At 69.5% G+C, this 19788-nt stretch carries 20 protein-coding genes; 12 read left to right on the forward strand and 8 right to left on the reverse strand.

Going from position 1 to position 19788, the window contains the following annotated elements:
• Positions 1 to 6: 6 nt before the first annotated feature.
• Positions 7 to 231, forward strand: coding sequence for a hypothetical protein (locus OHA73_RS38595; RefSeq protein ID WP_327657460.1), 225 nt, complete (start codon positions 7 to 9; stop codon positions 229 to 231).
• 414 nt (positions 232 to 645) lie between these two features.
• On the forward strand, positions 646 to 2607 hold the full coding sequence (locus tag OHA73_RS38600) for an acyl-CoA dehydrogenase family protein (protein ID WP_327657461.1): 1962 nt from the start codon (positions 646 to 648) through the stop codon (positions 2605 to 2607).
• Positions 2608 to 2622: 15 nt separating this feature from the next.
• On the opposite strand, the gene OHA73_RS38605 is transcribed toward OHA73_RS38600, so the two are convergent.
• Complete coding sequence (locus tag OHA73_RS38605) at positions 2623 to 3138, reverse strand: SRPBCC family protein (RefSeq protein WP_327657462.1); 516 nt, start codon at positions 3136 to 3138, stop codon at positions 2623 to 2625.
• Between the two features lie 144 nt (positions 3139 to 3282).
• Between OHA73_RS38605 and OHA73_RS38610 the strand changes: the two genes are divergently transcribed.
• The 3 genes from OHA73_RS38610 (at position 3283) to OHA73_RS38620 (ending at position 5381) form a co-directional block, all read left to right on the forward strand.
• Positions 3283 to 3840, forward strand: coding sequence for a Dps family protein (locus OHA73_RS38610; protein ID WP_327658607.1), 558 nt, complete (start codon positions 3283 to 3285; stop codon positions 3838 to 3840).
• A gap of 110 nt (positions 3841 to 3950) precedes the next feature.
• Complete coding sequence (locus OHA73_RS38615) at positions 3951 to 4394, forward strand: ATP-binding protein (RefSeq protein ID WP_327657463.1); 444 nt, start codon at positions 3951 to 3953, stop codon at positions 4392 to 4394.
• A 117-nt stretch (positions 4395 to 4511) separates the two neighbouring features.
• Positions 4512 to 5381, forward strand: a complete 870-nt coding sequence (locus OHA73_RS38620) for a SigB/SigF/SigG family RNA polymerase sigma factor (RefSeq protein WP_267068101.1) — start codon at positions 4512 to 4514, stop codon at positions 5379 to 5381.
• 211 nt (positions 5382 to 5592) lie between these two features.
• On the opposite strand, the gene OHA73_RS38625 is transcribed toward OHA73_RS38620, so the two are convergent.
• Positions 5593 to 5766, reverse strand: a complete 174-nt coding sequence (locus tag OHA73_RS38625; RefSeq protein WP_327657464.1) for a CsbD family protein — start codon at positions 5764 to 5766, stop codon at positions 5593 to 5595.
• A 455-nt stretch (positions 5767 to 6221) separates the two neighbouring features.
• Between OHA73_RS38625 and OHA73_RS38630 the strand changes: the two genes are divergently transcribed.
• Both OHA73_RS38630 and OHA73_RS38635 read left to right on the forward strand, forming a co-directional pair.
• Positions 6222 to 7874 (forward strand): PP2C family protein-serine/threonine phosphatase, encoded by a 1653-nt coding sequence (locus tag OHA73_RS38630; RefSeq protein ID WP_327657465.1) that lies wholly within the window; start codon positions 6222 to 6224, stop codon positions 7872 to 7874.
• Positions 7871 to 9094, forward strand: a complete 1224-nt coding sequence (locus OHA73_RS38635) for a cobalamin B12-binding domain-containing protein (protein WP_327657466.1) — start codon at positions 7871 to 7873, stop codon at positions 9092 to 9094. The genes OHA73_RS38630 and OHA73_RS38635 overlap by 4 nt, the downstream gene beginning before the upstream one ends.
• An 18-nt stretch (positions 9095 to 9112) precedes the next feature.
• Here the strand turns inward: OHA73_RS38635 and OHA73_RS38640 are convergent, their stop codons facing one another.
• Positions 9113 to 9256, reverse strand: a complete 144-nt coding sequence (locus tag OHA73_RS38640) for a hypothetical protein (RefSeq protein WP_266723258.1) — start codon at positions 9254 to 9256, stop codon at positions 9113 to 9115.
• 160 nt (positions 9257 to 9416) lie between these two features.
• Here OHA73_RS38640 and OHA73_RS38645 point away from each other — a divergent pair, with 160 nt between their 5' ends.
• The 3 genes from OHA73_RS38645 to OHA73_RS38655 all read left to right on the forward strand — a co-directional run bounded on the left by OHA73_RS38645 (position 9417) and on the right by OHA73_RS38655 (position 11077).
• On the forward strand, positions 9417 to 9596 hold the full coding sequence (locus OHA73_RS38645; protein WP_266723260.1) for a hypothetical protein: 180 nt from the start codon (positions 9417 to 9419) through the stop codon (positions 9594 to 9596).
• An 87-nt stretch (positions 9597 to 9683) separates the two neighbouring features.
• Complete coding sequence (locus OHA73_RS38650; protein WP_327658608.1) at positions 9684 to 10706, forward strand: S66 peptidase family protein; 1023 nt, start codon at positions 9684 to 9686, stop codon at positions 10704 to 10706.
• Positions 10707 to 10918: 212 nt separating this feature from the next.
• Complete coding sequence (locus OHA73_RS38655) at positions 10919 to 11077, forward strand: hypothetical protein (protein ID WP_327657467.1); 159 nt, start codon at positions 10919 to 10921, stop codon at positions 11075 to 11077.
• Positions 11078 to 11198: 121 nt separating this feature from the next.
• Here OHA73_RS38655 and OHA73_RS38660 read toward each other — a convergent pair whose 3' ends face one another.
• Together OHA73_RS38660 and OHA73_RS38665 are read right to left on the reverse strand one after the other, a co-directional pair.
• Positions 11199 to 12131, reverse strand: coding sequence for a carbohydrate kinase family protein (locus tag OHA73_RS38660; RefSeq protein WP_327657468.1), 933 nt, complete (start codon positions 12129 to 12131; stop codon positions 11199 to 11201).
• A 90-nt stretch (positions 12132 to 12221) separates the two neighbouring features.
• Complete coding sequence (locus tag OHA73_RS38665; RefSeq protein WP_267068097.1) at positions 12222 to 13553, reverse strand: oligosaccharide MFS transporter; 1332 nt, start codon at positions 13551 to 13553, stop codon at positions 12222 to 12224.
• Between the two features lie 186 nt (positions 13554 to 13739).
• On the opposite strand from OHA73_RS38665, the gene OHA73_RS38670 reads away from it, so the two are divergent.
• A complete protein-coding gene (locus tag OHA73_RS38670; RefSeq protein WP_327657469.1) occupies positions 13740 to 15125 on the forward strand; it encodes a glycoside hydrolase family 32 protein in 1386 nt (461 codons plus the stop codon).
• 53 nt (positions 15126 to 15178) lie between these two features.
• Here the strand turns inward: OHA73_RS38670 and OHA73_RS38675 are convergent, their stop codons facing one another.
• Complete coding sequence (locus OHA73_RS38675) at positions 15179 to 16213, reverse strand: LacI family DNA-binding transcriptional regulator (RefSeq protein ID WP_327657470.1); 1035 nt, start codon at positions 16211 to 16213, stop codon at positions 15179 to 15181.
• A 210-nt stretch (positions 16214 to 16423) separates the two neighbouring features.
• Between OHA73_RS38675 and OHA73_RS38680 the strand changes: the two genes are divergently transcribed.
• Complete coding sequence (locus tag OHA73_RS38680) at positions 16424 to 17473, forward strand: LacI family DNA-binding transcriptional regulator (RefSeq protein WP_327658609.1); 1050 nt, start codon at positions 16424 to 16426, stop codon at positions 17471 to 17473.
• A gap of 55 nt (positions 17474 to 17528) precedes the next feature.
• Here the strand turns inward: OHA73_RS38680 and OHA73_RS38685 are convergent, their stop codons facing one another.
• Complete coding sequence (locus OHA73_RS38685; protein WP_327657471.1) at positions 17529 to 18959, reverse strand: glycoside hydrolase family 32 protein; 1431 nt, start codon at positions 18957 to 18959, stop codon at positions 17529 to 17531.
• Positions 18956 to 19780 carry a carbohydrate ABC transporter permease gene (locus OHA73_RS38690; RefSeq protein ID WP_327658610.1) on the reverse strand — a complete coding sequence of 275 codons (825 nt, stop codon included), beginning with the start codon at positions 19778 to 19780 and terminating at the stop codon, positions 18956 to 18958. Before OHA73_RS38690 ends, OHA73_RS38685 begins: the two co-directional genes overlap by 4 nt.
• Between the last annotated feature and the right edge of the window lie 8 nt (positions 19781 to 19788).

Consider the following 19788-nt stretch of genomic DNA (forward strand, 5'->3'; position numbering starts at 1 on the left):
GAGGTCATGGCGAAGGTAGTTCGAGCGTCGTTGGGCGAGAAGTCGATCACCTGTCAGGTCTGCGACGGTGACCTCTTTCGCGAACGAGGTGTGAAACTCAACAGCACCGGCGGCGAGTTCCTCGGACTGGCGTGGGCGGACGAGACCGCGACGGGGCTGATCTGCTGGCACTGCGGGTTCGTTCACCTCTTCGTCAACCGAGAGATCCAGTTGCATCGCGTCAAGGTGTGACCCGCTGATCCTTGGCCAACAGGTGATGCCTGCTCACACGGGCACCAGTGACAACCGAGTGGGAGATGGCCGGGCTCCGACTGTGAGGTGGCCCCCGGCAGGCTGTCACGCCTCCAGCACGCCGGTGACCAGCAGCCGCTGACTGGGCGGGGCTCCCTGCCCCAGCGGAGGGGGCCATCCGTGACCGATTCGCGCAGGGCGTGAGCTTGGCCCCGTACGGGCGGCTGGTGACGTACGGAGCCGCGAGCGGTGAGCGGTGAGCTCAGCAGTATCCCCGTCACCGACCTGTTCGCCCTGCGATCCGTCACCGGCTTCTCCCTGCCGGCCGCGCATACGGCCGTCCCGTAAACGGTCTCCGTCTCAGGGGCGTCGGTGGACCGCTTGTAAATCGTCTTCACGGGGTACCAGAGGTCCATGATCAACGATGCCTCCAAGTCCTCCGACGTCGACGTACAGGCCCTGACCGCGCTGCTTGACGGTGAGTACGCCGAGATCCGCGATCTGGTGCGCACGAATCTGTCGACGCACGCCTCCGTTCTCGAAGAGGCCGAGGAGCTCGGCATCGATGCGTTCCGTGAGCGGGTGCGCGAGCTCACGGTCGAACTGGCGGCCACCGGCCAGACGGGGATGGGGTTCCCGAAGGAGTACGGCGGGGGCGGTGACATCGGCGCCTCGATCGCCGCGTTCGAGACACTCGCCTACGGAGATCTGTCGCTCCTGGTGAAGGTGGGGGTGCAGTTCGGCCTCTTCGGCGGCGCGATCCTGCACCTCGGCACCGAGCGGCACCACCGGGCCCATCTACCGGATCTGATCACCGGGAAGCTGATGGGCTGCTTCGCGATGACCGAGACCGGGCACGGCTCCAACGTCCAGGCGCTCGGCACCGTGGCGACGTACGACACCGCGAGCCAGGAGTTCGTGATCACCACGCACGGCGACGCCGCGCGCAAGGATTACATCGGCAATGCCGCCCGGCATGCCGAACTGGCAGTCGTCTTCGCCCAGTTGGAGGTGGCTGGCAGGTCGGAAGGGGTGCACGCGTTCGTCGTGCCGATCCGTGTCGACGGCGCGACGGCACCGGGCGTACGGATCGAGGACGCCGGCCGCAAGATGGGGCTCAACGGAGTCGACAACGGTCGCCTCTGGTTCGACGGAGTGCGGGTGCCGCGCGAGGCGCTGCTCAACCGGTTCGCCGATGTCACGCCCGACGGCGCGTACGAGAGCCCGATCGAGAACCCCGGCCGCCGTTTCTTCACCATGCTCGGAACCCTGGTCCAGGGGCGGGTCAGCGTCGGTGGCGGCGCGATCAACGCGGCCAAGGTCGCCCTGGCGATCGCCACGAAGTACGCGGTGCGCCGTCGGCAGTTCGAGGCGGCGTCGGACGGCGAGGAGCAGCTGCTGCTCGACTACGGGATGCACCAGCGCCGCCTGCTGCCGTTGCTCGCCCGCACGTATGCCCTGCACTTCGCCCAGGATGTGGTGCGTACCCAGTTGCACGAGGTCTTCTCGGGAGACCGGGACGACGAGCAGGCGCGGCGGGAGCTGGAGGCACGGGCCGCCGGCACGAAGGCGCTGGGCACCTGGCACGCGACACGGACGATCCAGGAGTGCCGCGAGGCGTGCGGCGGCGCCGGCTACCTCGCCGTCAATCGGTTCGCCGCGCTCAAGGCCGACAGTGACGTCTTCACCACCTTCGAGGGCGACAACCACGTCCTGCTGCAGCTCGTGGCGAAGGGGCTCCTCACGAACTACGCGCACGAGTTCGAGGACCTCGACCAGCTCGGCATGGTCCGGTTCGTGACCGGTCAGGCCGTGGAGACGGTCATCGAGAGGACGTCGGTGCACAAGCTGCTGGAGCGCGTGCGCGACCTGCTGCCCGGCGGCGACGAGTGGGACCAGGAGGCCGGTCTGCTCGACCGGGACTACCAACTCGCCATGGTCCGTTTCCGCGAGGAGCACATGCTCGCCGGCCTGGCGCGGCGGCTCAAGCGCGGGTTGGACGAGAAGGGCGATCCCGGTGTCGTCTTCTCCCACGTACAGGACCACGTGATCTCGGTGGCCCGCGCGCACGTCGAACGCCTGGTCCTCGAGGCGTTCGTCGACAAACTGCGCACGCTGCCGGACGGCGGGGACGACGGGAACGACGACGGCAACAAGGTCGCACTGGGGTTGTTGTGCGACCTGTTCGCGCTGTCCACCATCGAGTCCGACCGGGCGTGGTTCATGGAGCACGGCCGGCTGACCGTCCAGCGTTCCAAGGCGATCAGCCGTGAGATCAACAACCTCTGCCGAAAGGTCAGGCCGCTCGCGGTCGATCTCGTCGACGCATGGGGCATCCCGTCGGCGATGCTGCGCTCTCCGGACCTGGTGGGCTGACCCACCAGGCTGTGCTCAGGGCGCGGTGTCGTGTTCGACTTCGAGTTCGCGCTTGAGGTTGTGCAGCGTCTTCTCGATGTTGCGTTGTTGGAACGTGGCGAACGTCTTCCCGGAGGTGGCGACACGGTCGAAGGCGTTGGCCACGAATGTCGGCCAGGCGCGCCGGTCGTCGGTCCAGGTCTCCGTCACGCGGGTGCCGCTGCCGACCTCCTCGAACCGGTACTCCCAGGTGGCGATGGGGCCGCGCAGGAACGGCCGGCTGAGCCCGATCGCATGCACGCGGAACGCGAAGCGGTGACCCGGCTCGGCCGCTGTGACCGTGCATCGGGTCGTCCACCGGAACGCTCCGCGCTTGTTGCGGCCGACGAACGTGGTGCCGGGGCCGGCCGGCCCCGCGGGTGACTCGTCCGTCGTGCCGAGGTTCTCGGGGCTCCAACGCCCCATGTCCGCGGGGCGGCTGACGGCCTCGTACGCGGCGTCCGGCGACACGGCGATGGTGATGCTGTCGCTCACGGTGAAGACGCGGGCCACGGGGTTCCTCCAACTGACGGCATTCGGCTTCCGACTCACGACGCGAACTTACTGCTGAGTAGGAGCATCGCATGTCGAGGGCATACCGAGCAGGAAGGGGGGTACGGGGTCGGGACAATCCCGTACGAGACAGGAGATATGACGTTGACCTCCGAGGCTGCCCCGAAGTACACCGTGCCCGGCATCACGGCCAAGGATGCCGGGACCATGATCTCGCTGCTCCAGCAGCGTCTGCATGCGCTGAACGACCTTCATCTGACGCTGAAGCACGTGCACTGGAACGTCGTGGGCCCGCATTTCATCGCCGTGCACGAAATGCTCGACCCGCAGGTCGACCGCGTCCGGGCCATGGCCGATGACGTCGCCGAGCGCATGGCCACCCTGGGCGGGGTCGCCCATGGCACGCCGGGCGCGCTGGTCGCGGAGCGCTCGTGGCAGGACTACAGCGTGGGCCGGGCCGATGCCATCGCCCATCTCGGTGCGCTCGATCTCGTCTACACCGGTGTGATCGGGGACCTGCGTGCCGCGGTCAAGGAGGTGGGAGCCGTCGACGCGGCCACCGAGGACCTGCTGATCGGGCAGCTGCGGGACCTGGAACAGTTCCAGTGGTTCGTGCGAGCCCATCTGGAGACCTCCGGCGGCACCCTCGCCACGGCCGACGCCTCCACCGAACTGGACGCGGCGCGTTCCAGCGCACGGTGACCGACACCGCGCCGACCGAGACAGGGCAGGTGCGTAACCCGGGCAACGTGTGGGGCCCTCCGGGTCGGGCAGACGAATACGGACCGATCCGATGAGAGCGGTGACCGCACATGTACGACGCCACAGCCGACGGCGTGATGACCGTTGTGGAAGCGGTGGGAACGGTGGAAACGGCACCAGAGCCGGAGTGCGAGGACATCAGCTGCGCGGACGCCCGAATGCAGGTCCGCTCGGTACTGAAGGAGGCGTGCGGCGGCCTGTCCCTGGCCCGCGCGCAGCAACTGCGTGACGACGCGCTGCTCGTGGTGAGCGAGTTGATCACGAACGCGCTGCTGCACGCGGGAGCCGTGACCGGCTTCCGCGCCCGACTGGCCGGGAACGAGCTGCAATTGCGGGTCAGTGATGCCAGCCCTGAGGTGCCGAAGGACCTGTCGCCGGTGCTCGGCCGCCAGGGCGGGTACGGCTGGACGATCGTCCAGCGCCTGTGCTCGCGCGTGCAGGTCGACAGGGAGCCGGGTGGGAAGACGGTCACTGCTGTCCTGGCTCTGGCGTGAACGCCGTGTGACAGGACACATCTGACCGTATGTATACGCGCATGACATGGGGGTAACCGCAGGCGTACGAGGATGGATGCCCGAAGCTCACACGACGAGAGACAGGGGACAACGGCAATGACCACCGCGGCAGTTCACCAGCAGACGCACATCACGGCCGACGAGGCCGAGGTGAATCTGATCGAGCGCGCCTATGCCGATCCTTCCTCTGTTCGCCCGAAGGACGCCCGAGAGATCGGGCGGCACTTCTTCGACCGCCTCGCTCGGCTGGAGGAGGGCACGCACGAGTACAGCTACGTGCGCAACGTGCTGATCGAGATGAATCTCTCTCTGGTGCGGTACGCGGCCGCCAGGTTCAGGCACCGTGGGCCCGAGGAGATGGAGGACATCGTCCAGGTCGGCACGATCGGCCTGATCAAGGCGATCGACCGGTTCGAGCTGACCCGCGAGGTCGAGTTCACGTCCTTCGCCGTGCCCTACATCGTCGGTGAGATCAAGCGGTTCTTCCGTGACACGTCCTGGGCCGTGCATGTGCCGCGCCGTCTGCAGGAGGCGCGGGTCGAACTGTCCAAGGCGAAGGAGGAGTTGAGCACCCGGCTGGGACGCTCGCCCTCGACGGCGGAGCTGGCGGAGCTGATGCAGCTCGACGTGGCGGAGGTGGCCGAGGCGCAGAAGGCGTCCAACGGCTACAACAGCGTCTCCCTGGACGCGGCGGTGAACGGGGCCGACGACGAGTCCGACACGATGCTTGCCGAGTTCATCGGCATCGATGAGGACCGCTTCGAGCTCGTGGAGAACTTCCACTCCCTCGCCCCGCTGATCGTGGACCTGAACGAGCGGGACCGGCGCCTGATCCATCTCCGCTTCGTCGAGGAGCGCACCCAGCAGGAGATCGCCGACGAGCTCGGCTGCTCCCAGATGCATGTGTCCCGCCTGATCTCGAAGGTGGTCGCCCGGCTCCGCGAGGGGCTGATGGCGGCGGAGTAAAGCCGTCTGGATGCCTTCTGGATGCCCACTGGATGCCTTCTGTAGAGAATTGAGTGCGCTGCGCCGCCCATTCCGGGCGGCGCAGCGCCATGTTCACGGTGAAGTCGTCCGCGATCCCCGAAACGAGCGCGCCCGTGGTGGGCCGCTCCATGAAAGGGGCGGACCACCACGGGCGCGAGCGCGGTGAATTACGGGCGCGAGCGTGGTGAATTCAGCGCTTGCCGATGTCCTTGGTCTTTTCCTTGGCCTGGCGGGCGTCGCCCTTCATTTGCTGGGCGCGGCCTTCTGCTGTGAGGCGTTCGTTGCCCACGGCGCGTCCGGCGGCTTCCTTGACGGCGCCAGTGACCTGCTCGGTCTTTGCCTTGGCCTTCTCGCCGGCGGTCATTTCCGCTCACACTCCTTGGCATCGACATCATGTGCTGCCCTCCGATTGGCCACTCTGCAGCGAGGCAAACATCCTCGAGGTCAGCCCGCGGCGAGCGGCGGCCGCAAGGGCCGGTGGTACCGATGGTGATGCGAGCCTGAACAAGGCGCCGAGCGGCGCGCGGCATGGGCAGTGGCGCGCGCTGAAGGGGTGGGCCCGGCCTGGGACGGCCGGGCCCACCTCGCGTGCGTGAGATGAAGTGGGCTTCTCGAGAGAAAGTGCGGGCTCTGTCGCCGATTTCGGTTTGTCTCCGCCGTCTTGGGTACCCGGCGCGTGCTCTTGACGGCTCGGCAGTTTTTGTCGAGTGGCGGGGCCGTGGGTGCGCAAGGTCGGACGTGGTTGTCAAGGGTTCCAACGAAGGGTGGTGGGGTCCCGCACTGTGCGGGACCCGCGTGATGAAGTCCCCAACGGAGCCGGTGAGTTCCCGAAGCGCCAGACCTGCTGCCGGCCTCGGCGCGACGTACCCGTCGGTCACGGTGGACGGGGCGGGCCGCGTGCTGTCCTGCAGCGGCGAGGCCGTCGCCCTCCTGGAGGGTGTGCGGACCGGTGCGTTGCTCGCGGACGTGGCGCCTTCCTGGCTGGCCGAAGCGCACGCCGACATCGCCGGGGCCGCCGCGGACGGCGGAGCGGGTCCGTCCGCGGCGGTGAGAGGCCGCATCGGCGAGGCGACGGTGGACGCGTTCCCGAGCCGCGCGGCCGACGGCGGAGTGTCGTGGCGACTGGTCAACGACCGTGAACTGCGCAACGTACAAGCGGAGTTGGCCCGCGAGAGGGCCCGCTCGCAAGTCCTGCGGGAGGTGTCCGGCGAGCTTCTGGCATCGCTGAACGTGGACCGATGCATGGAAGCGACCGCCCGCATGGCCGCGGCGCATCTCGCGGACGCGGCGGTCGTCGTCGGCGTCCGGTCCGGCCGCATGTATCCCGTCACCCGCTGCTCCACCGGCGGGCCGGTGGAGCAGGAGAAGGTCGAGCTGGATCCGCACAGCATGCCGGGCCTCGCGGAGGCGCTGGCGGGCTTCCCTCCCGTGCCCTCGCGATGGATCGACCCGGGCCTCGTCCCGGACTGGGTGGTCCCGGAGCAGTTCACGGCCGGGCGGGCGCAGATCGGCTCCATCGTGGTGGTGCCGCTGCCCGGGCACGGTCTGCCGGCCGGGGCCATCGTGCTGCTGCGGCAGAGCCGGGAAGCGGTGTTCAGCGAATCCGAGGAGGCCCTCGTCCGGCTCTTCGCCGCCCGAGCGGGCGTGGCCCTGTCCTCGGCGCGCGTCTATGCCGAGCAGGTCCACATCACGGACGTACTGATGCGGGAGCTGCTGCCCCCGGCCCTGGAGAGCGTGCACGGCATCGACTACTCCGGCCGCTACCGGGCGGCGTCGGCCACCGATCGGATCGGTGGCGACTTCTACGACGTGCATCCCGCCGACAGCGACGACGCGGAGACCTTCGTGGTCCTGGGCGACGTGTGCGGCAAGGGGCTCGAGGCCGCCGTACTGACCGGGAAGATCCGCAACACGATCGAGGCGCTGCTGCCGTTCGCCGCCGACCACCTCAAGCTGCTCGCGCTGCTCAACAACGCGCTGCTGTCCTCGCGCCATTCACGGTTCGTGACACTCGCCCTGGCCTCCGTCCGGCGTGATGGAAGCCGCGTGCGGCTGCGGGTCTCCAGCGCCGGACACCCCGCCCCGCTGATCCTGCGTGCCGACGGACGGGTGGAAGAGGTGGACACCAAGGGCGTGCTGATAGGAGTCCTCCCCACGGACCAAGTCACGATCACCACCGCGGCCGTAGACCTCGCACCGGGGGAGACCTGTTTCCTCTACTCCGACGGCGTCACCGAAGCCCGCGGCGGCCCGCTCGGCGATGTGATGTTCGGCGAACAGCGCCTGCACAACACGCTGTCCGAGTGCGCGGGCCTGCCCGCCCAAGCGGTCACCGAACGGCTCCAGATGGTCACCGCGCAATGGGTCGGCGACGGGCCGCACGACGACACGGCCGTACTGGCCATCACCGCGCCGCCCACCAGCCACCACGTGGCCGTGGACGGACACACCCGAGGCAGATTCGCTTCATGACCACATCAGACGTCACCACACACGCCACATCAGATGTCACCACACGCACCACATCAGGCGTCACCACACACACCGCATCACACGCCACGTCAGACATCACCGCACACACCGCATCAGGAGTCACCGCACACAGGGCGGCGCCCAGTCACGACGAACTCCGCGAGCAGTTGTGGCGCGCGGCGGTCGACTGCGACGTGATCCATGCCGTGGCCCTCGTACGGTATGCCGTGGGCGACGGCACTTCCTCGCAGGTGCTGGCCGCGGCGGAGCGGACGCTGCTGCAGCTGATCGCGCCGGTGCAGGAACGCGTCGGCATCCAATGGGCGGCCAACGCCATCACGGTGGCGCAGGAGCACGCGGCGACCGCCATCAACGAACGCTGCGTCTCTGCCGTCGCCGATCTGGCCGCTCCCGCACTGGCCGACGCGGCGCCGCTGGGCCGGGTGACGGTGGCCTGCGTGGACGGTGAATGGCACGCCCTGCCCGCCCGCCTGGTCGCCGAGGTGCTGCGCCTGCGCGGCTGGCACGTGGACTACTTGGGCGCACAGGTCCCCACCGAGCACCTCATGGCCCACCTCCACCAACGGCCGACCGACGCCGTACTGCTGTCCTCGTCGATCTCCGCGCATCTGCCCACCGCCCACACGGCGATCAGCGCCTGCCAGGCCTCCGGCGTCCCCGTCATGGCCGGCGGCGCCGCGTTCGGCCCCCAAGGCCGTTACGCCCACCGCATGCAGGCCGCCTGGGCCCCGGACGCCCTCGGTGCCCACACCCTGCTGAAGCAGGGCCTCGAACGGCCCACCGCGGACGCGGCCCGCCTGCCCGACCTGGACCTGCCGCATCTGAACGACCAGGAGTACACGCTAGTAAGGCAGACGAAACGGCAGCTGGTCACCCAGACCCTCACCGACATCGAGGACGCGTTCCCTCCCATGCGCTCCTACACCGAGTACCAACTCGAGCGCACCGCCGAGGACATCGACCACATCGTCACTCACCTGGCCACCGCCGTGTACGTCGACGACGCCGACCTGTTCACCGTCTTCATCACGTGGACCGCCGACATCCTCCGGGCCCGGAACGTCCCGCCGCAGAGCCTGCTGCCCGCCCTCGACTCCCTGCGGCGCCAACTGAACGACTTTCCGCGCGCCACCGGCATCCTCACCGCCGCGCGTACCGCCCTTGCCGTTCCCGCACCCGCTCCCGGACAGCCCGCATGACGGGGTCCTCGGCGCCCCTCAGCGGCGGCGCAGCCGAGCGAGCCATCCGCGAGCCTGGGCCTGCCTGCGGGGGTCCGATGCCGTCCGGCGCGCCCTCGCGATCGTCCGCCTGCCCTGCGGGCTGCGGCTGTACTGCTTGATCCGGTTGAGAATGCCGGCCATGAGTCCTCCATGATGTCTGTCGTTCTTCGACAAGAGCAGCGTCACTGCATCCTCGCTCTCTCTGCTGCTACCCGGGAAGCGGTACAGAACACAAAAGCGGGCACTCGGGAGTCAATGACGTCAACGACGTCAACTACACCGACGAGGAACAGGACTTCACATGTTCGCCATTGCCGCCGCCGTGCTGTTCTTCCTGGCATTTCTGATCAACGCCGCCGACATCTCGACGAACGACGTCTTCACCTCCGTGAACGTCATGCTCCTCGGACTCACCGTTCTGGCACTCCATCTGGCGGGAGCCGGAGGCTGGGCGAGCAGCAGGACGTCGCGTCGACGCTGAACTCGGGGGCTCATGACCCGGGGGCTCATGAAATGAGTCGCGTGGTGCGGCGGGTGCCGGAATACTGCCTCGGTGACTGCTGCCTCGGTGACCGCTACCGCGCTGCCCGAACTCCTTCGCCCCCGTGCCCTGAAGCCCGGAGATCTGGTCGTTGTCGCGTCGCTGTCCGGGCCGCTGCAGGCCCAGTACGAGCCCGACCTCGAGCAGGCGGTGGTCGTACTTGAGCGGATGGGATTCCGTGTGCGTCGGGCGCCGCTCCTCGAAGCGGGGCGGCACCATTGGTGGAGTGCGGCAACACCGGCGGAAACCGCCGGGGAATTCAACGCACTTCTGCGTGATCCCGAGGTGCGCGCCATCATCGCGCATGACGGCGGCAGTTCAGCACTCGGCTACCTCGACCTGATCGACGTCGAGGCGATCGTCGCCGACCCCAAGCCGATCCTCGGTTACAGCGACATCTCACTGCTGCACCTCGTGCTCTTCGCGCGCACGGGGCTGGTCGGCTTCCACGCCGACGTGGCCACGCCTGGACTCGGCGGGCACTGGCAGTCCGCGCCCGCGGCACGCAGGGCGGAACTCGAGAAGCTCTACTCGACGTTGCTGACCGGCGAGGAGGCGATCGGTGCGCTGCCGACCACCCCGTCGTGGGAGTGCTGGCGTGCCGGTCGCGCCGAGGGACGACTGATCGGCGGGCTGCTCAATCGCATCGTGCTGGCACAGGCAACGCGTTACGCGCTGCCGCTCGAGCGGTTCGACGGCGCGGTGCTGTTCTGGGAGGAGATGGGCTGCCAGGCGGCCCATGTGTGGAGCTACCTACAGGTGCTGCGGCACAGCGGCATCCTCGACCGCATCTCCGGCATGGTCGTGGGAATCCCGTGCGCGATCGACGGACTCGACTCGCCCGACGCCTCCCCGTCCCTGCCCGAGATGGTCCTCGACGTCCTCGGTGACCGCGACATCCCTGTCCTGGGCAACGTCGAGTTCGGACACGCCGGCCCGAACCTCCCGATGCCCGTCGGTACTCGCGTCGCCCTCGACGCGCAGCAGCGGACCTTGTCACTGCTCGAACCTGCGGTACGTCCGCTCAAAGTGACCGGCCCGGACGACTGAGCAACACGAACAGTGCATTTCTTTATGGCACCTGCGGATCCTGCGTTACTCGTCGGGCTTCAGTCAGCAAGGCGTCATCCGGCGCGAACGCAGCCTCACCGACCGGCGTGCCATCCAGATCGTCCTCACCGACCAGGGCCGGGACCTGGTGGTGGAGGCCCGCGAGCGATGGCGGGGGCGATGGGAGCGGGCACTGGGCGATGAGCCGGGGCGTGGAGATCCGCGGTCATGCGGAAGTCCTCGCCGTGGACGACCCGCCCGGCGCTCCGGGGATGACGGCCCAGGAGATCATCCGCATCCACCCCGCGCGGATCATCAGCTGGCACATCGACCCAGCCATGCCCGACGGCCGTTCCATCGACATCGGTTGAGGACGCCGCGCAGATCGTCGGCGAGGGCGGCGTCGAAGGCGTCGGCGGTGACGCCGGGCAAGTGCGCGCGGTGGCCGTCGCGTGTTGTGCGAGGCGAAGTGCCGCGTGCGGATCTCCTCGCTCAGTTGAAGGGTGGCGCCGAGCCGGTCCGCATCTCACCCGCGTTCGGCGGCTCGGCCCCCGCCCGCGAGCAGGTGATCGCCGCCGCGCGGGCGGCGAAGGCGAGCACTTCCCTCCAGGTGCGGCCCGGGGCCGAGGCGAGGGCCCGCGCCGAGAGGAGGTCCCGCTCGGACAGCGCGTACAGCAGCGCGGCGTTCACGGTGTCGCCCGCGCCGATCGTGTCCACGACGTCGACGCGTTCGCCGGGCACGGAGAACTCCCGGCCGTCCCGGGTGAAGACCGTCAGGCCGTCGCCGCCACGGGTGATCACGACGGCGGCCGGACCTGCCGCGAGCCACCCCTCGACATCGGGCCCCAGCCAGTCCGCGTCCTCCTCGCTCAGCTTCAGCAGGGAGACATACGGCAGCCAGCTCTTGAAACGGGCCCGGTAGGCGTCCGCGTCCGGGATGAGGCCGGCCCTGATGTTCGGGTCGAGGGCGATGAAGATCCCGCGCCCCGCCTCGCGCCGCATCAGCTCCTCGTACGCGCTCGCCCCCGGTTCGAGGATGAGCGAGCACGTCCCGAGCGACAACGCCCTTGTATCGGCCCCCAGTTCACCCGGCAGCTCGAAGAGCCGGTCCGCGCTGCCCTCGACGTAGAAGCTGAACGCGGCAGAGCCGCCCGCGTCGATCGAGGCGAGGGCGAGCGTGGTCGGCTCGGGGCCACGCTGGATGAGTCCGGTGCCCACCCGCTCGGCGCGCAGCCGCTCGACGAGCGCGGCGCCGAACGCGTCCGTCGAGATCCGCGAGCAGAAGGAGACCCCCGCCCCGAGCCGCCCGAGCGCGATGGCCGTGTTGTACGGGCCACCACCGCGCGCGGGCAGCAGGGACGCGGTCACGTCACCATGGGCCTGCGGCACCAGGTCGATCAATGCCTCACCGGCGACGACGATCACAGGGATGTTCCTTTCGCAAAACTGCTGGTGCTGAAACTGCTCGTGCTGAAACTGCTCGTGTTGAAGCTGCTCGTGCAGAGGGGGCGGGGCTCAGACCTTGGCCGGTTCGGGAGCCGGCTCCGTGACCACCGGCGCCACGGCCTCCGGCAACCCCTTCCCGTCGGTCCGCAGCGTGCGGACCGAGATCAGGGTGAACGCGGCGACGAAGCCCGACATGATCAGGTACGTGTGGGCGTAGCCGATGCTGTCGTAGCCGATGCCCGCGAGCGGGGAGATGACGGCCGCGCCGACCTGCGTCGCCAACTGGAAGCCGACGAGGTAGATCGAGGACGAGAGCCGGGGCTCGAAGTGCCGGTTGATGTACTTGAAGATCGCGATCAGCATGATCGGCAGCTCGACCGCGTGCAGGAGTTTCACCGCGGAGATCGCGACCGGATCGGTGACAAGGCCGGACAGACAGATCCGGGTCGCCATGATGCAGCCGGAGACGAGCAGTGACCGCTTCGGCCCCAACCGGTTGACCAGGAACGGCGCGAGCGCCATGCCGCCCGCCTCCAGGAAGACCTGGACGGAGTTGAGGTCGCTGTACATGCGGTTGCCGTCGGCGGTGGTGGAGAAGAGCGAGGCGAAGTACGAGGGGAACATCGCGTCGTACGTGTTGTACGTCGCCGTCACCGCGACCACGAAGAGCAGCAGCCCCCAGAACGCCGGGTACGCGAGGAGCGACTTCACGTCGGCGACCGAGACGGATGACGCGGCATGGTCGACGGCGGCGGCCCGGCGGCCGTTCGTCACGCGGATCGCCACCAGGAGCACGACGAAGACGGCGGCGGCGACGGAGGCGGCCCAGAAGTTCAGGTCCGGGTCGATGTTGAAGAGGCGCCCCGCGAAGAAGGTCGCCGCGGCCCAGCCGAGCGACCCGAACATCCTGGCCCGGCCGAACTCGAAGCCGTGGAAGCGGCCGAGCCGCTCGGCGTAGCTCTCCAGCGTGGCGACGGCGACCGCGAACGCCATGGCCAGATAGGCGGAGCCGACGATCAGGCCGAGCGCGAAATGGGTCTTCAGGAGCGGGCCGTAGACGTAGATGTACATCGGGCCGACGAGCAGCATCAGGCCGCCGACCCAGTACAGAAGGTTCTTGCGCAGGCCGAGGCGGTCCTGGATGAAGCCGTAGACCGGCATGGTCAGCAGGCAGCCGATGGCGTTGGCGCTGACAACCAGGGAGCTGCGGCCCGCGCTCAGTCCGATGTCCTGCGTGAGCCAGATGGAGAACAGTGACCAGGACAGCGACCAGGTCACGAAGAACATGAAGAGTGCCGCGCTGATCAGGGTGAAGTTCAGGCCGCGCCTGCTTCTCCCCGGGGCGGTCGCGGCGGGGCTCTGAGCCGCTCGGCTCTCGGTGGCCGGGCTCTGGGTGGTCATGGGCGCTCCCTCGCGCTGGGCACTGCGGTGTCCCGCGCAGCGCCGACTCATGATGCCGGAACAGACTGTTCCGGTCCTTTCCTCACACGTGTCCTTACACGTGCCCTTACACGTGCTAGGGCGGGTCAACTATCACGTGTTAGGTTCCGGTTGGCAAGAGGCCGATTTCAAGAAAGTGACATCACCATGACTGAGGCAGACGACCGGAACATCCCGAGTCACCATGTACGTCCTGCCGCCGGGCAGTGGTGCAACGACCCCAACGGGCCGCTCTTCCACGCCGACCGCTACCACCTCTTCTTCCAGCACAACCCCGGCGCCCCGGTCTGGGGAGACATCCACTGGGGCCATGCGTCGAGCCCCGACCTTGTCACCTGGACCGACGAGGGCATCGCGCTCGCACCGACACCCGGCGGCCGGGACGCACGCGGCGCCTGGTCCGGCTGCGCGGTCGTCGACGACGGGGTGCCCACCGCCGTCTACACGGGCATGGACCGCGACGACGGCATCGGCTCGGTGATGCTGGCCCGCGCCACGGACGACCTGATCACCGAGCTGAAGGCCGAGCCCCAGCCGGTCGTCGCGGGACCGCCGCCCGGCCTCGACCTCGTCGCCTTCCGCGACCCGTACCTCTTCTCGTACGAAGGGCAACGCTGGGCCCTGATCGGCGCGGGACACCGGGGGAGCGGGGCCGGGGACGTGCTGCTCTACCGCGTGGACTCGCTCACCGAGTGGACCTACGCCGGTTCGCTCGTCGACGCCGCCGACCCGGTGGCGGGCCGGATCGCCGGACCCGCCACGGCATGGGAGTGCCCGGCACTGCTGCCGACGGGCGACGGCCGCTGGGTGCTGCTCCTCTCGCTGTGGATCGACGACATCACGTACTCGACGTCGTATCTCGTCGGCGACCTGCGGGCGGCGGGCGACGGCCTGCGTTTCGTGCCCGCGACCGGCGGAATGCTCGACCACGGCAGGGACTTCTACGCCCCCACCGCCCTGGTCGAGGACGACCGCACCCTGCTGTGGGGCTGGAGCTGGGAGTCACGCACCGAGCAGGAGTCCGTGGCCGCGGGCTGGGCGGGCTGCCTCACCCACCCGCGCGAGATCGGCGTCCACCCGGACGGCACCCTGCGGCTCGCCCCCGCCCGCGAGTTGACCGCGCTGCGCGGGACACCGCTGCCCGTCGGCGCGGACCTTCCTGCGGCGTACGAGATCGAACTCGATGTACGGGTCGGCCTGCCCGACAGCGAGGTGGTCCTGAGCCTCGGCTCGGCGGTGTCCCTCAGGGTGAACCCGACCCGCGGGACGCTCGTCCTGGACCGCACCGGCACTCCCGCGACGGCGTCGCATCCACTGCCCCGGACGCCCGAGGCGATCGCGAGCGTGCCCGGCGGCACACGGTCCCACCTGCGGGTCCTGATGGACGGCCCGCTGATCGAGGCGTTCGTCGACGAGCGGGCGATGCTCACGGAGAAGGTGTATCCCGCTCCCGTGGGGCGTTACGAGGTGACGGTGGTGCGTGGCTCGGCGGAGGTGGAGACGCGGGCTTGGGAGTACGGCGGTCGGCACTGACGTGTCCAGTCGGAGACGGCGCGGCCGGGAACGCTCAGTCGGCTCCGGCTCCTTCAGCGGGCCCCCGTCGGCGGGCAAACCGAGTCCCGGGTGACCACGGGGCACGTCAGGCGGCGCGCGGTCTCCCGGTCCACCGGCTCGTCCGCCTCGGAGGCGTCGAGGAGCATACGGACCGCGGTCGCGCCCATCTCGTGGTGCGGGAGCGCGATCGTCGTCAGGGCGGGGACCAGGTGGCCGGCCATCTGGTCCTGGTCGTCGTAGCCGACGACCGACAGTTCGGTGGGTACGTCGATGCCCAGGCGGGCCGCGGCGAGCAGCGCGCCCGTGGCCATCCGGTCGTTCGCGCAGACCACGCCCGTCGGCCGGGCAGGACCGTCGAGCACCCGCATCGCCGCCGCGTACCCTTCGTCGATCTGCCAGCCCGCGCGGAGCACCCACTCCTCGCGCGCGGTGATCCCGGCGGCCCGCAGTCCGTCGCGGAAGCCGCGCGCCCGGTCCGACGCGGCGATGTCACCGGTCGAGCCGCCGAGCAGCGCGATGTCGCGGTGTCCCGCCTCGATGAGCACATTCACCGCGGAACGGCCGCCCTTGCGTTCGTTCGGCACCACCGAAGCGTACGAACCGGGCTTGCGCGGCAGGCAGTTGGCGAGCACGGCCCGAGACGGGTCGATGCCCTCGGGTACGGCGGTGCGGCGCATGGACATCGCCGCGTACACGATCCCGTCCACCCGGCGGGCCCGCAGCTCGGCGACCGCCTCCGCCTCGGCGGCCGGGTCGAGGCGGGACTCCATGAGCAGCACCTGGTGCCCGCGCTCACGGGCCGCCTCCATCGCGCCGAGCACCAGACGGCCGGCGAACGGGCTCGTCGCGATCTCGTCGCTGAGCAGTCCGATCACCGCGCTGCGCTGCTTGCGCAGCGAGCGCGCCACTTCGTCGGGGCGGTAACCGAGTTGATCGGCGGCCTTCCTGATCCGCGCTTGGGTCTTGGCGGAGAGGTTCCCCGCGGCGCGGCCGCTGAAGACGAAGGACACGGCGGCGCGTGACACCCCGGCAAGCTCGGCGACATCGAGGGCGGTGGGGCGGCTCACGTCGTGTCTTCTCCTGGTGGGTGGATTGGTGGGTGGATCGGTGGGTGGCCGCGGGCGACAATCGGCACCGCCAGTATCGCCGGAGCGCCCGGCCATGTCGGAGCGTCCGGCCATGTCGGGACGCAGGGGGCGCGGCTAGGGTGACGTGGATCAAGGCAGGTCACCCGTGCGGCATCGAAGGGGGCGGGGAACATCGAGAACGCCGACAGCCTGGGCAGGGACGCGGACAGGTCCGAGCGGCCGACGTCGAAGGACGTCGCGCGTCTCGCCGGTGTCTCGCACACCGCCGTCTCCTTCGTCTTCAACGGCCGGGCCGAAGGCAATCTCTCGCCCGCCACCCAGGCGCGCATCCGCAAGGCCGCCGAGCAACTCGGCTACCGGCCCAACGCCGTCGCCCGCGGCCTGCGCCGCCGTCGAACGGCCGTGATCGGCCTGGTCACCGACCACATTGCCTCGTCGCCTTTCGCCGGGGCGCTGCTGCGCGGCGCGATGGAGACCGCCTGGAACCGTGAACACCTGGTGCTCACCGTCGACTCCACCGGCGACCTCGCCAAGGAGGACGCGGCCGTCGCCGAGCTCCTGGACCGGCGGGTGGACGGCATCATCTACGCCGCCATGTCCCTGCGCTCCGCCCGTGTCCCCGCGGGCCTGAAGCGCACCTTCGCGGTGTTCGCCAACTGCCTTCCCGGCGACGGCTCGCTGGCCGCGGTGATCCCCGCCGAGCGGTCCGGTGGCCGGGCGGCGGCCAAGCTCCTCCTCGACGCGGGGCATCGCAGGGTCGCCCTGGTCGGCGGGCTCGACGACATCGCGTCGGCGGAGCGCCTGCGCGGTTTCCGGGACGCGCTGCGGACGGTGGGGGAGCGCGCGGGCGAGGACCGGATCGTGCGCGGCGGAGGCGAGATCTCTGCCGGCTACGCGGGAGCGATGCGCCTGCTGGACGGCGTGCCGGCCGAGCGGCGCCCCACGGGCATCGTCTGCTACAACGACCGGGTCGCGGCGGGTGTCCTGCACGCCGCGGCCCGGCTCGGCATCGACGTCCCCGGTGAGCTCTCGCTGGTCGGCTACGACGATCAGGAGCACATGGCGGGGTTCCTGGACCCGCCACTGACCACCGTCGCGTTGCCGCACCGTGCCATGGGGGAGGTGGCGACGGGGCTGCTTCTGGACGCCATCGAGAACGCCACGCCGCCTGCCGTGGAGGTCCGGCGTCTGGAGTGTCCCGTGGTGGTGCGTGACTCGGTGGGGCCGCCTCGTTCGTGAGGGCGCACATGTGGCAGCCCCGCGTCCCTGCGAAGCGCGCTTTGTCGAGGCCGAATCACTCGTGCCCCGGCGGTGTCACTTCCCAGCCGGTGACCCTCGCGCCTTCTCCGGCGACCGTCAGCTCGGCAATGTCGTCCGGGCGTGTGTAGATACGTTCTGTCGCCACCGCGCGGTCCGCCACGAAGAGTTCGAGCAAGGAGCCGTCGACCAGGATGCGGACGTCAAGTCCGGCTGGCGAGGCGGGAGTTGACGTCAGCGTGATCGATGCAGCGCCGTCGGGCCGTTCGCGGGGCCAGCCGGTGCGGTCCAGCGTCGCCGTGCCCGCCGCCGGGTCGAGCGTCAGCGTCAGCTCCGCGCCCGACGCGGCCCGTAGCAGCGTGATCGTGGTGGATGCGACGGCGGTGACCTCGATGTCGTACGCGAGAGGGAGTGGCGTACGACTACCTTGCTCCGTCACGAACGGTGTCCGTGCGCGCAGGAGTTGGAGCTCCGGTGCTGGTCTTACGCGTACCGTGCCGTCGGGGTGCGTGCCGACGACCCGCGGCGCCGTCAGGACACCGGACCAGCCGGCCTCGTCCACCTCCCGCTGTCCCCGAGCCTCCCAGGACCAGCCCCACAGCAGATTCCGGCCCGCTGCAGTGTCGTGCAGCACGGCCGGTGCGTAGCAGTCCCTGCCCAGATCGAGCGGGCCGCCGACGCGAGGAGTGAAGCCGGTCAAGTCCCCGTCGCGTCCAGTGGTGAGACGGCCCGTCAGGTACCCGGTCGACAACGGAGATCCGTCCCACAGCGACACCACCAGCGTCCAGTCGCCGCCGTCCCCCTCGAACAGCTGAGGGCACTCCCAGCCCACCGCGCCGTCGCCGAACGCCTTCTCCGCCACCGGATCGTGCCCATCCACCAACACCCCTGCGAAGCGCCAGGACTTGAGGTCGTCGCAGTCGTACAGGAGGACCGATGGTGTGCCGTCGGCGTGGCCCGCGCCGACCACCGCCCAGCGGCGCCCGCCGTGCCGGAAGACGAACGGGTCGCGGAACATCGTCACGTCAAGGCCCGGTGGCGGTCCGGAGACGACCGGCTCGGGCAGCGTGCGCCAGGTCGTCAACTCCCGGGAGTCGGGGGATGCCTGGGCCAGGCAGATGGTGCCGAGCCCGGTGTGTGCGTGGTCCACGCCGGTGTAGACGGCGGTCGGGACACCCGCGTCGGACACCACACAGCCCGACCAGCAACCACCCTCGTCCGGGCCGCCCGGTGTCGGGGTGAGCGCGATGGGGTGGTGCTCCCAGTGTGCGAGGTCGGCGCTGGAGACATGGCCCCAGTGCATGTTCGTGTGTATGGGGGCGTCGGGGTTGTGCTGGTAGAAGAGGTGGTAGCGGCCGCGCCAACGGAAGGGACCGTTGGGGTCGTTGATCCAGTTCGCGGGAGGTCTGACCCGGAAGCGCGGGGCGTGGGCATCGTTCTCGTCGGGTTCGAGGCGGTGCGTGCTCAACGGTTCACTCCAGCGGATGTGATGCCCTCGCGCAGCGGGCGCTGGCCGACGGCGAAGACGGCGATGGCGGGGATCATGGAGAGCACGACGCCCGCGAGAACCACGGACACGGATCCGGTGCCGAGGTTGCCCTGGAGCGAGACCAGGCCGAGCGGCAGCGTGAAGTTCTCGGTCGACGTCTCCAGGATCAGCGGGCGGAAGAACTCGTTCCAGTGGTAGTTGAAGGCGAGGACGCCCACGATCGCCAGGCCGGGCGCGGCCAGCGGCGCGTACACCGAGCGGAAGATCCGCCAGGGTCCCGCACCGTCGATCATCGCCGCCTCACCGAGATCCTTGGGCATGCCGAGGAAGTACTGCCGCATCAGGAACGTCCCGAACGCGGTGGGCCAGGCGGGGACGATCAGTCCGAGCAGTGTGTCGGTCAGGCCCATCGACTTCAGGACCAGGAACACCGGGACGATCGTGACCTGCAACGGCACCATCATCGTCGCGAGGACGAGCCCGAACAGCGGCTTCTTGAACCGGAATTCGAGGCGCGCGAAGGCGTATCCGGCGAGCCCCGCGGTGATCATCTGGCCGACCGCGATCAGCGCGGTCACCAGGGTCGAGTTGAGCGCGTACAGCCATACGTCGATCTCCGCGAAGACCTGACGGTACGCCTCGGTCGTCGGAGCGGACGGAATGAGCTGCGGGGGCAGGTCGAAGGACTCGGCGGGGGTCCGCAGCGAGGTGGACACGGTCCAGATCACCGGGCCGAGGGTGAGCAGCGCGACCACGGTCAGGCCGGTGATCCGTGCCCAGGAGGACAGGCCGTACTTCATACGGTTCA

Source organism: Streptomyces sp. NBC_00483 (assembly GCF_036013745.1).
Taxonomy (GTDB): Bacteria; Actinomycetota; Actinomycetes; order Streptomycetales; family Streptomycetaceae; genus Streptomyces.

What these genes read in the sequence shown, in the direction of transcription:
- OHA73_RS38595 (WP_327657460.1), top strand. Translation starts at nt 7, where the DNA reads ATGGCGAAGGTAGTTCGAGCGTCGTTGGGCGAGAAGTCGATCACCTGT.
- OHA73_RS38600 (WP_327657461.1), top strand. Translation starts at nt 646, where the DNA reads ATGATCAACGATGCCTCCAAGTCCTCCGACGTCGACGTACAGGCCCTG.
- OHA73_RS38615 (WP_327657463.1), top strand. Translation starts at nt 3,951, where the DNA reads ATGTACGACGCCACAGCCGACGGCGTGATGACCGTTGTGGAAGCGGTG.
- OHA73_RS38620 (WP_267068101.1), top strand. Translation starts at nt 4,512, where the DNA reads ATGACCACCGCGGCAGTTCACCAGCAGACGCACATCACGGCCGACGAG.
- OHA73_RS38625 (WP_327657464.1), bottom strand. Translation starts at nt 5,766, where the DNA reads ATGACCGCCGGCGAGAAGGCCAAGGCAAAGACCGAGCAGGTCACTGGC.
- OHA73_RS38635 (WP_327657466.1), top strand. Translation starts at nt 7,871, where the DNA reads ATGACCACATCAGACGTCACCACACACGCCACATCAGATGTCACCACA.
- OHA73_RS38640 (WP_266723258.1), bottom strand. Translation starts at nt 9,256, where the DNA reads ATGGCCGGCATTCTCAACCGGATCAAGCAGTACAGCCGCAGCCCGCAG.
- OHA73_RS38645 (WP_266723260.1), top strand. Translation starts at nt 9,417, where the DNA reads ATGTTCGCCATTGCCGCCGCCGTGCTGTTCTTCCTGGCATTTCTGATC.
- OHA73_RS38665 (WP_267068097.1), bottom strand. Translation starts at nt 13,553, where the DNA reads ATGACCACCCAGAGCCCGGCCACCGAGAGCCGAGCGGCTCAGAGCCCC.
- OHA73_RS38670 (WP_327657469.1), top strand. Translation starts at nt 13,740, where the DNA reads ATGACTGAGGCAGACGACCGGAACATCCCGAGTCACCATGTACGTCCT.
- OHA73_RS38690 (WP_327658610.1), bottom strand. Translation starts at nt 19,780, where the DNA reads ATGAAGTACGGCCTGTCCTCCTGGGCACGGATCACCGGCCTGACCGTG.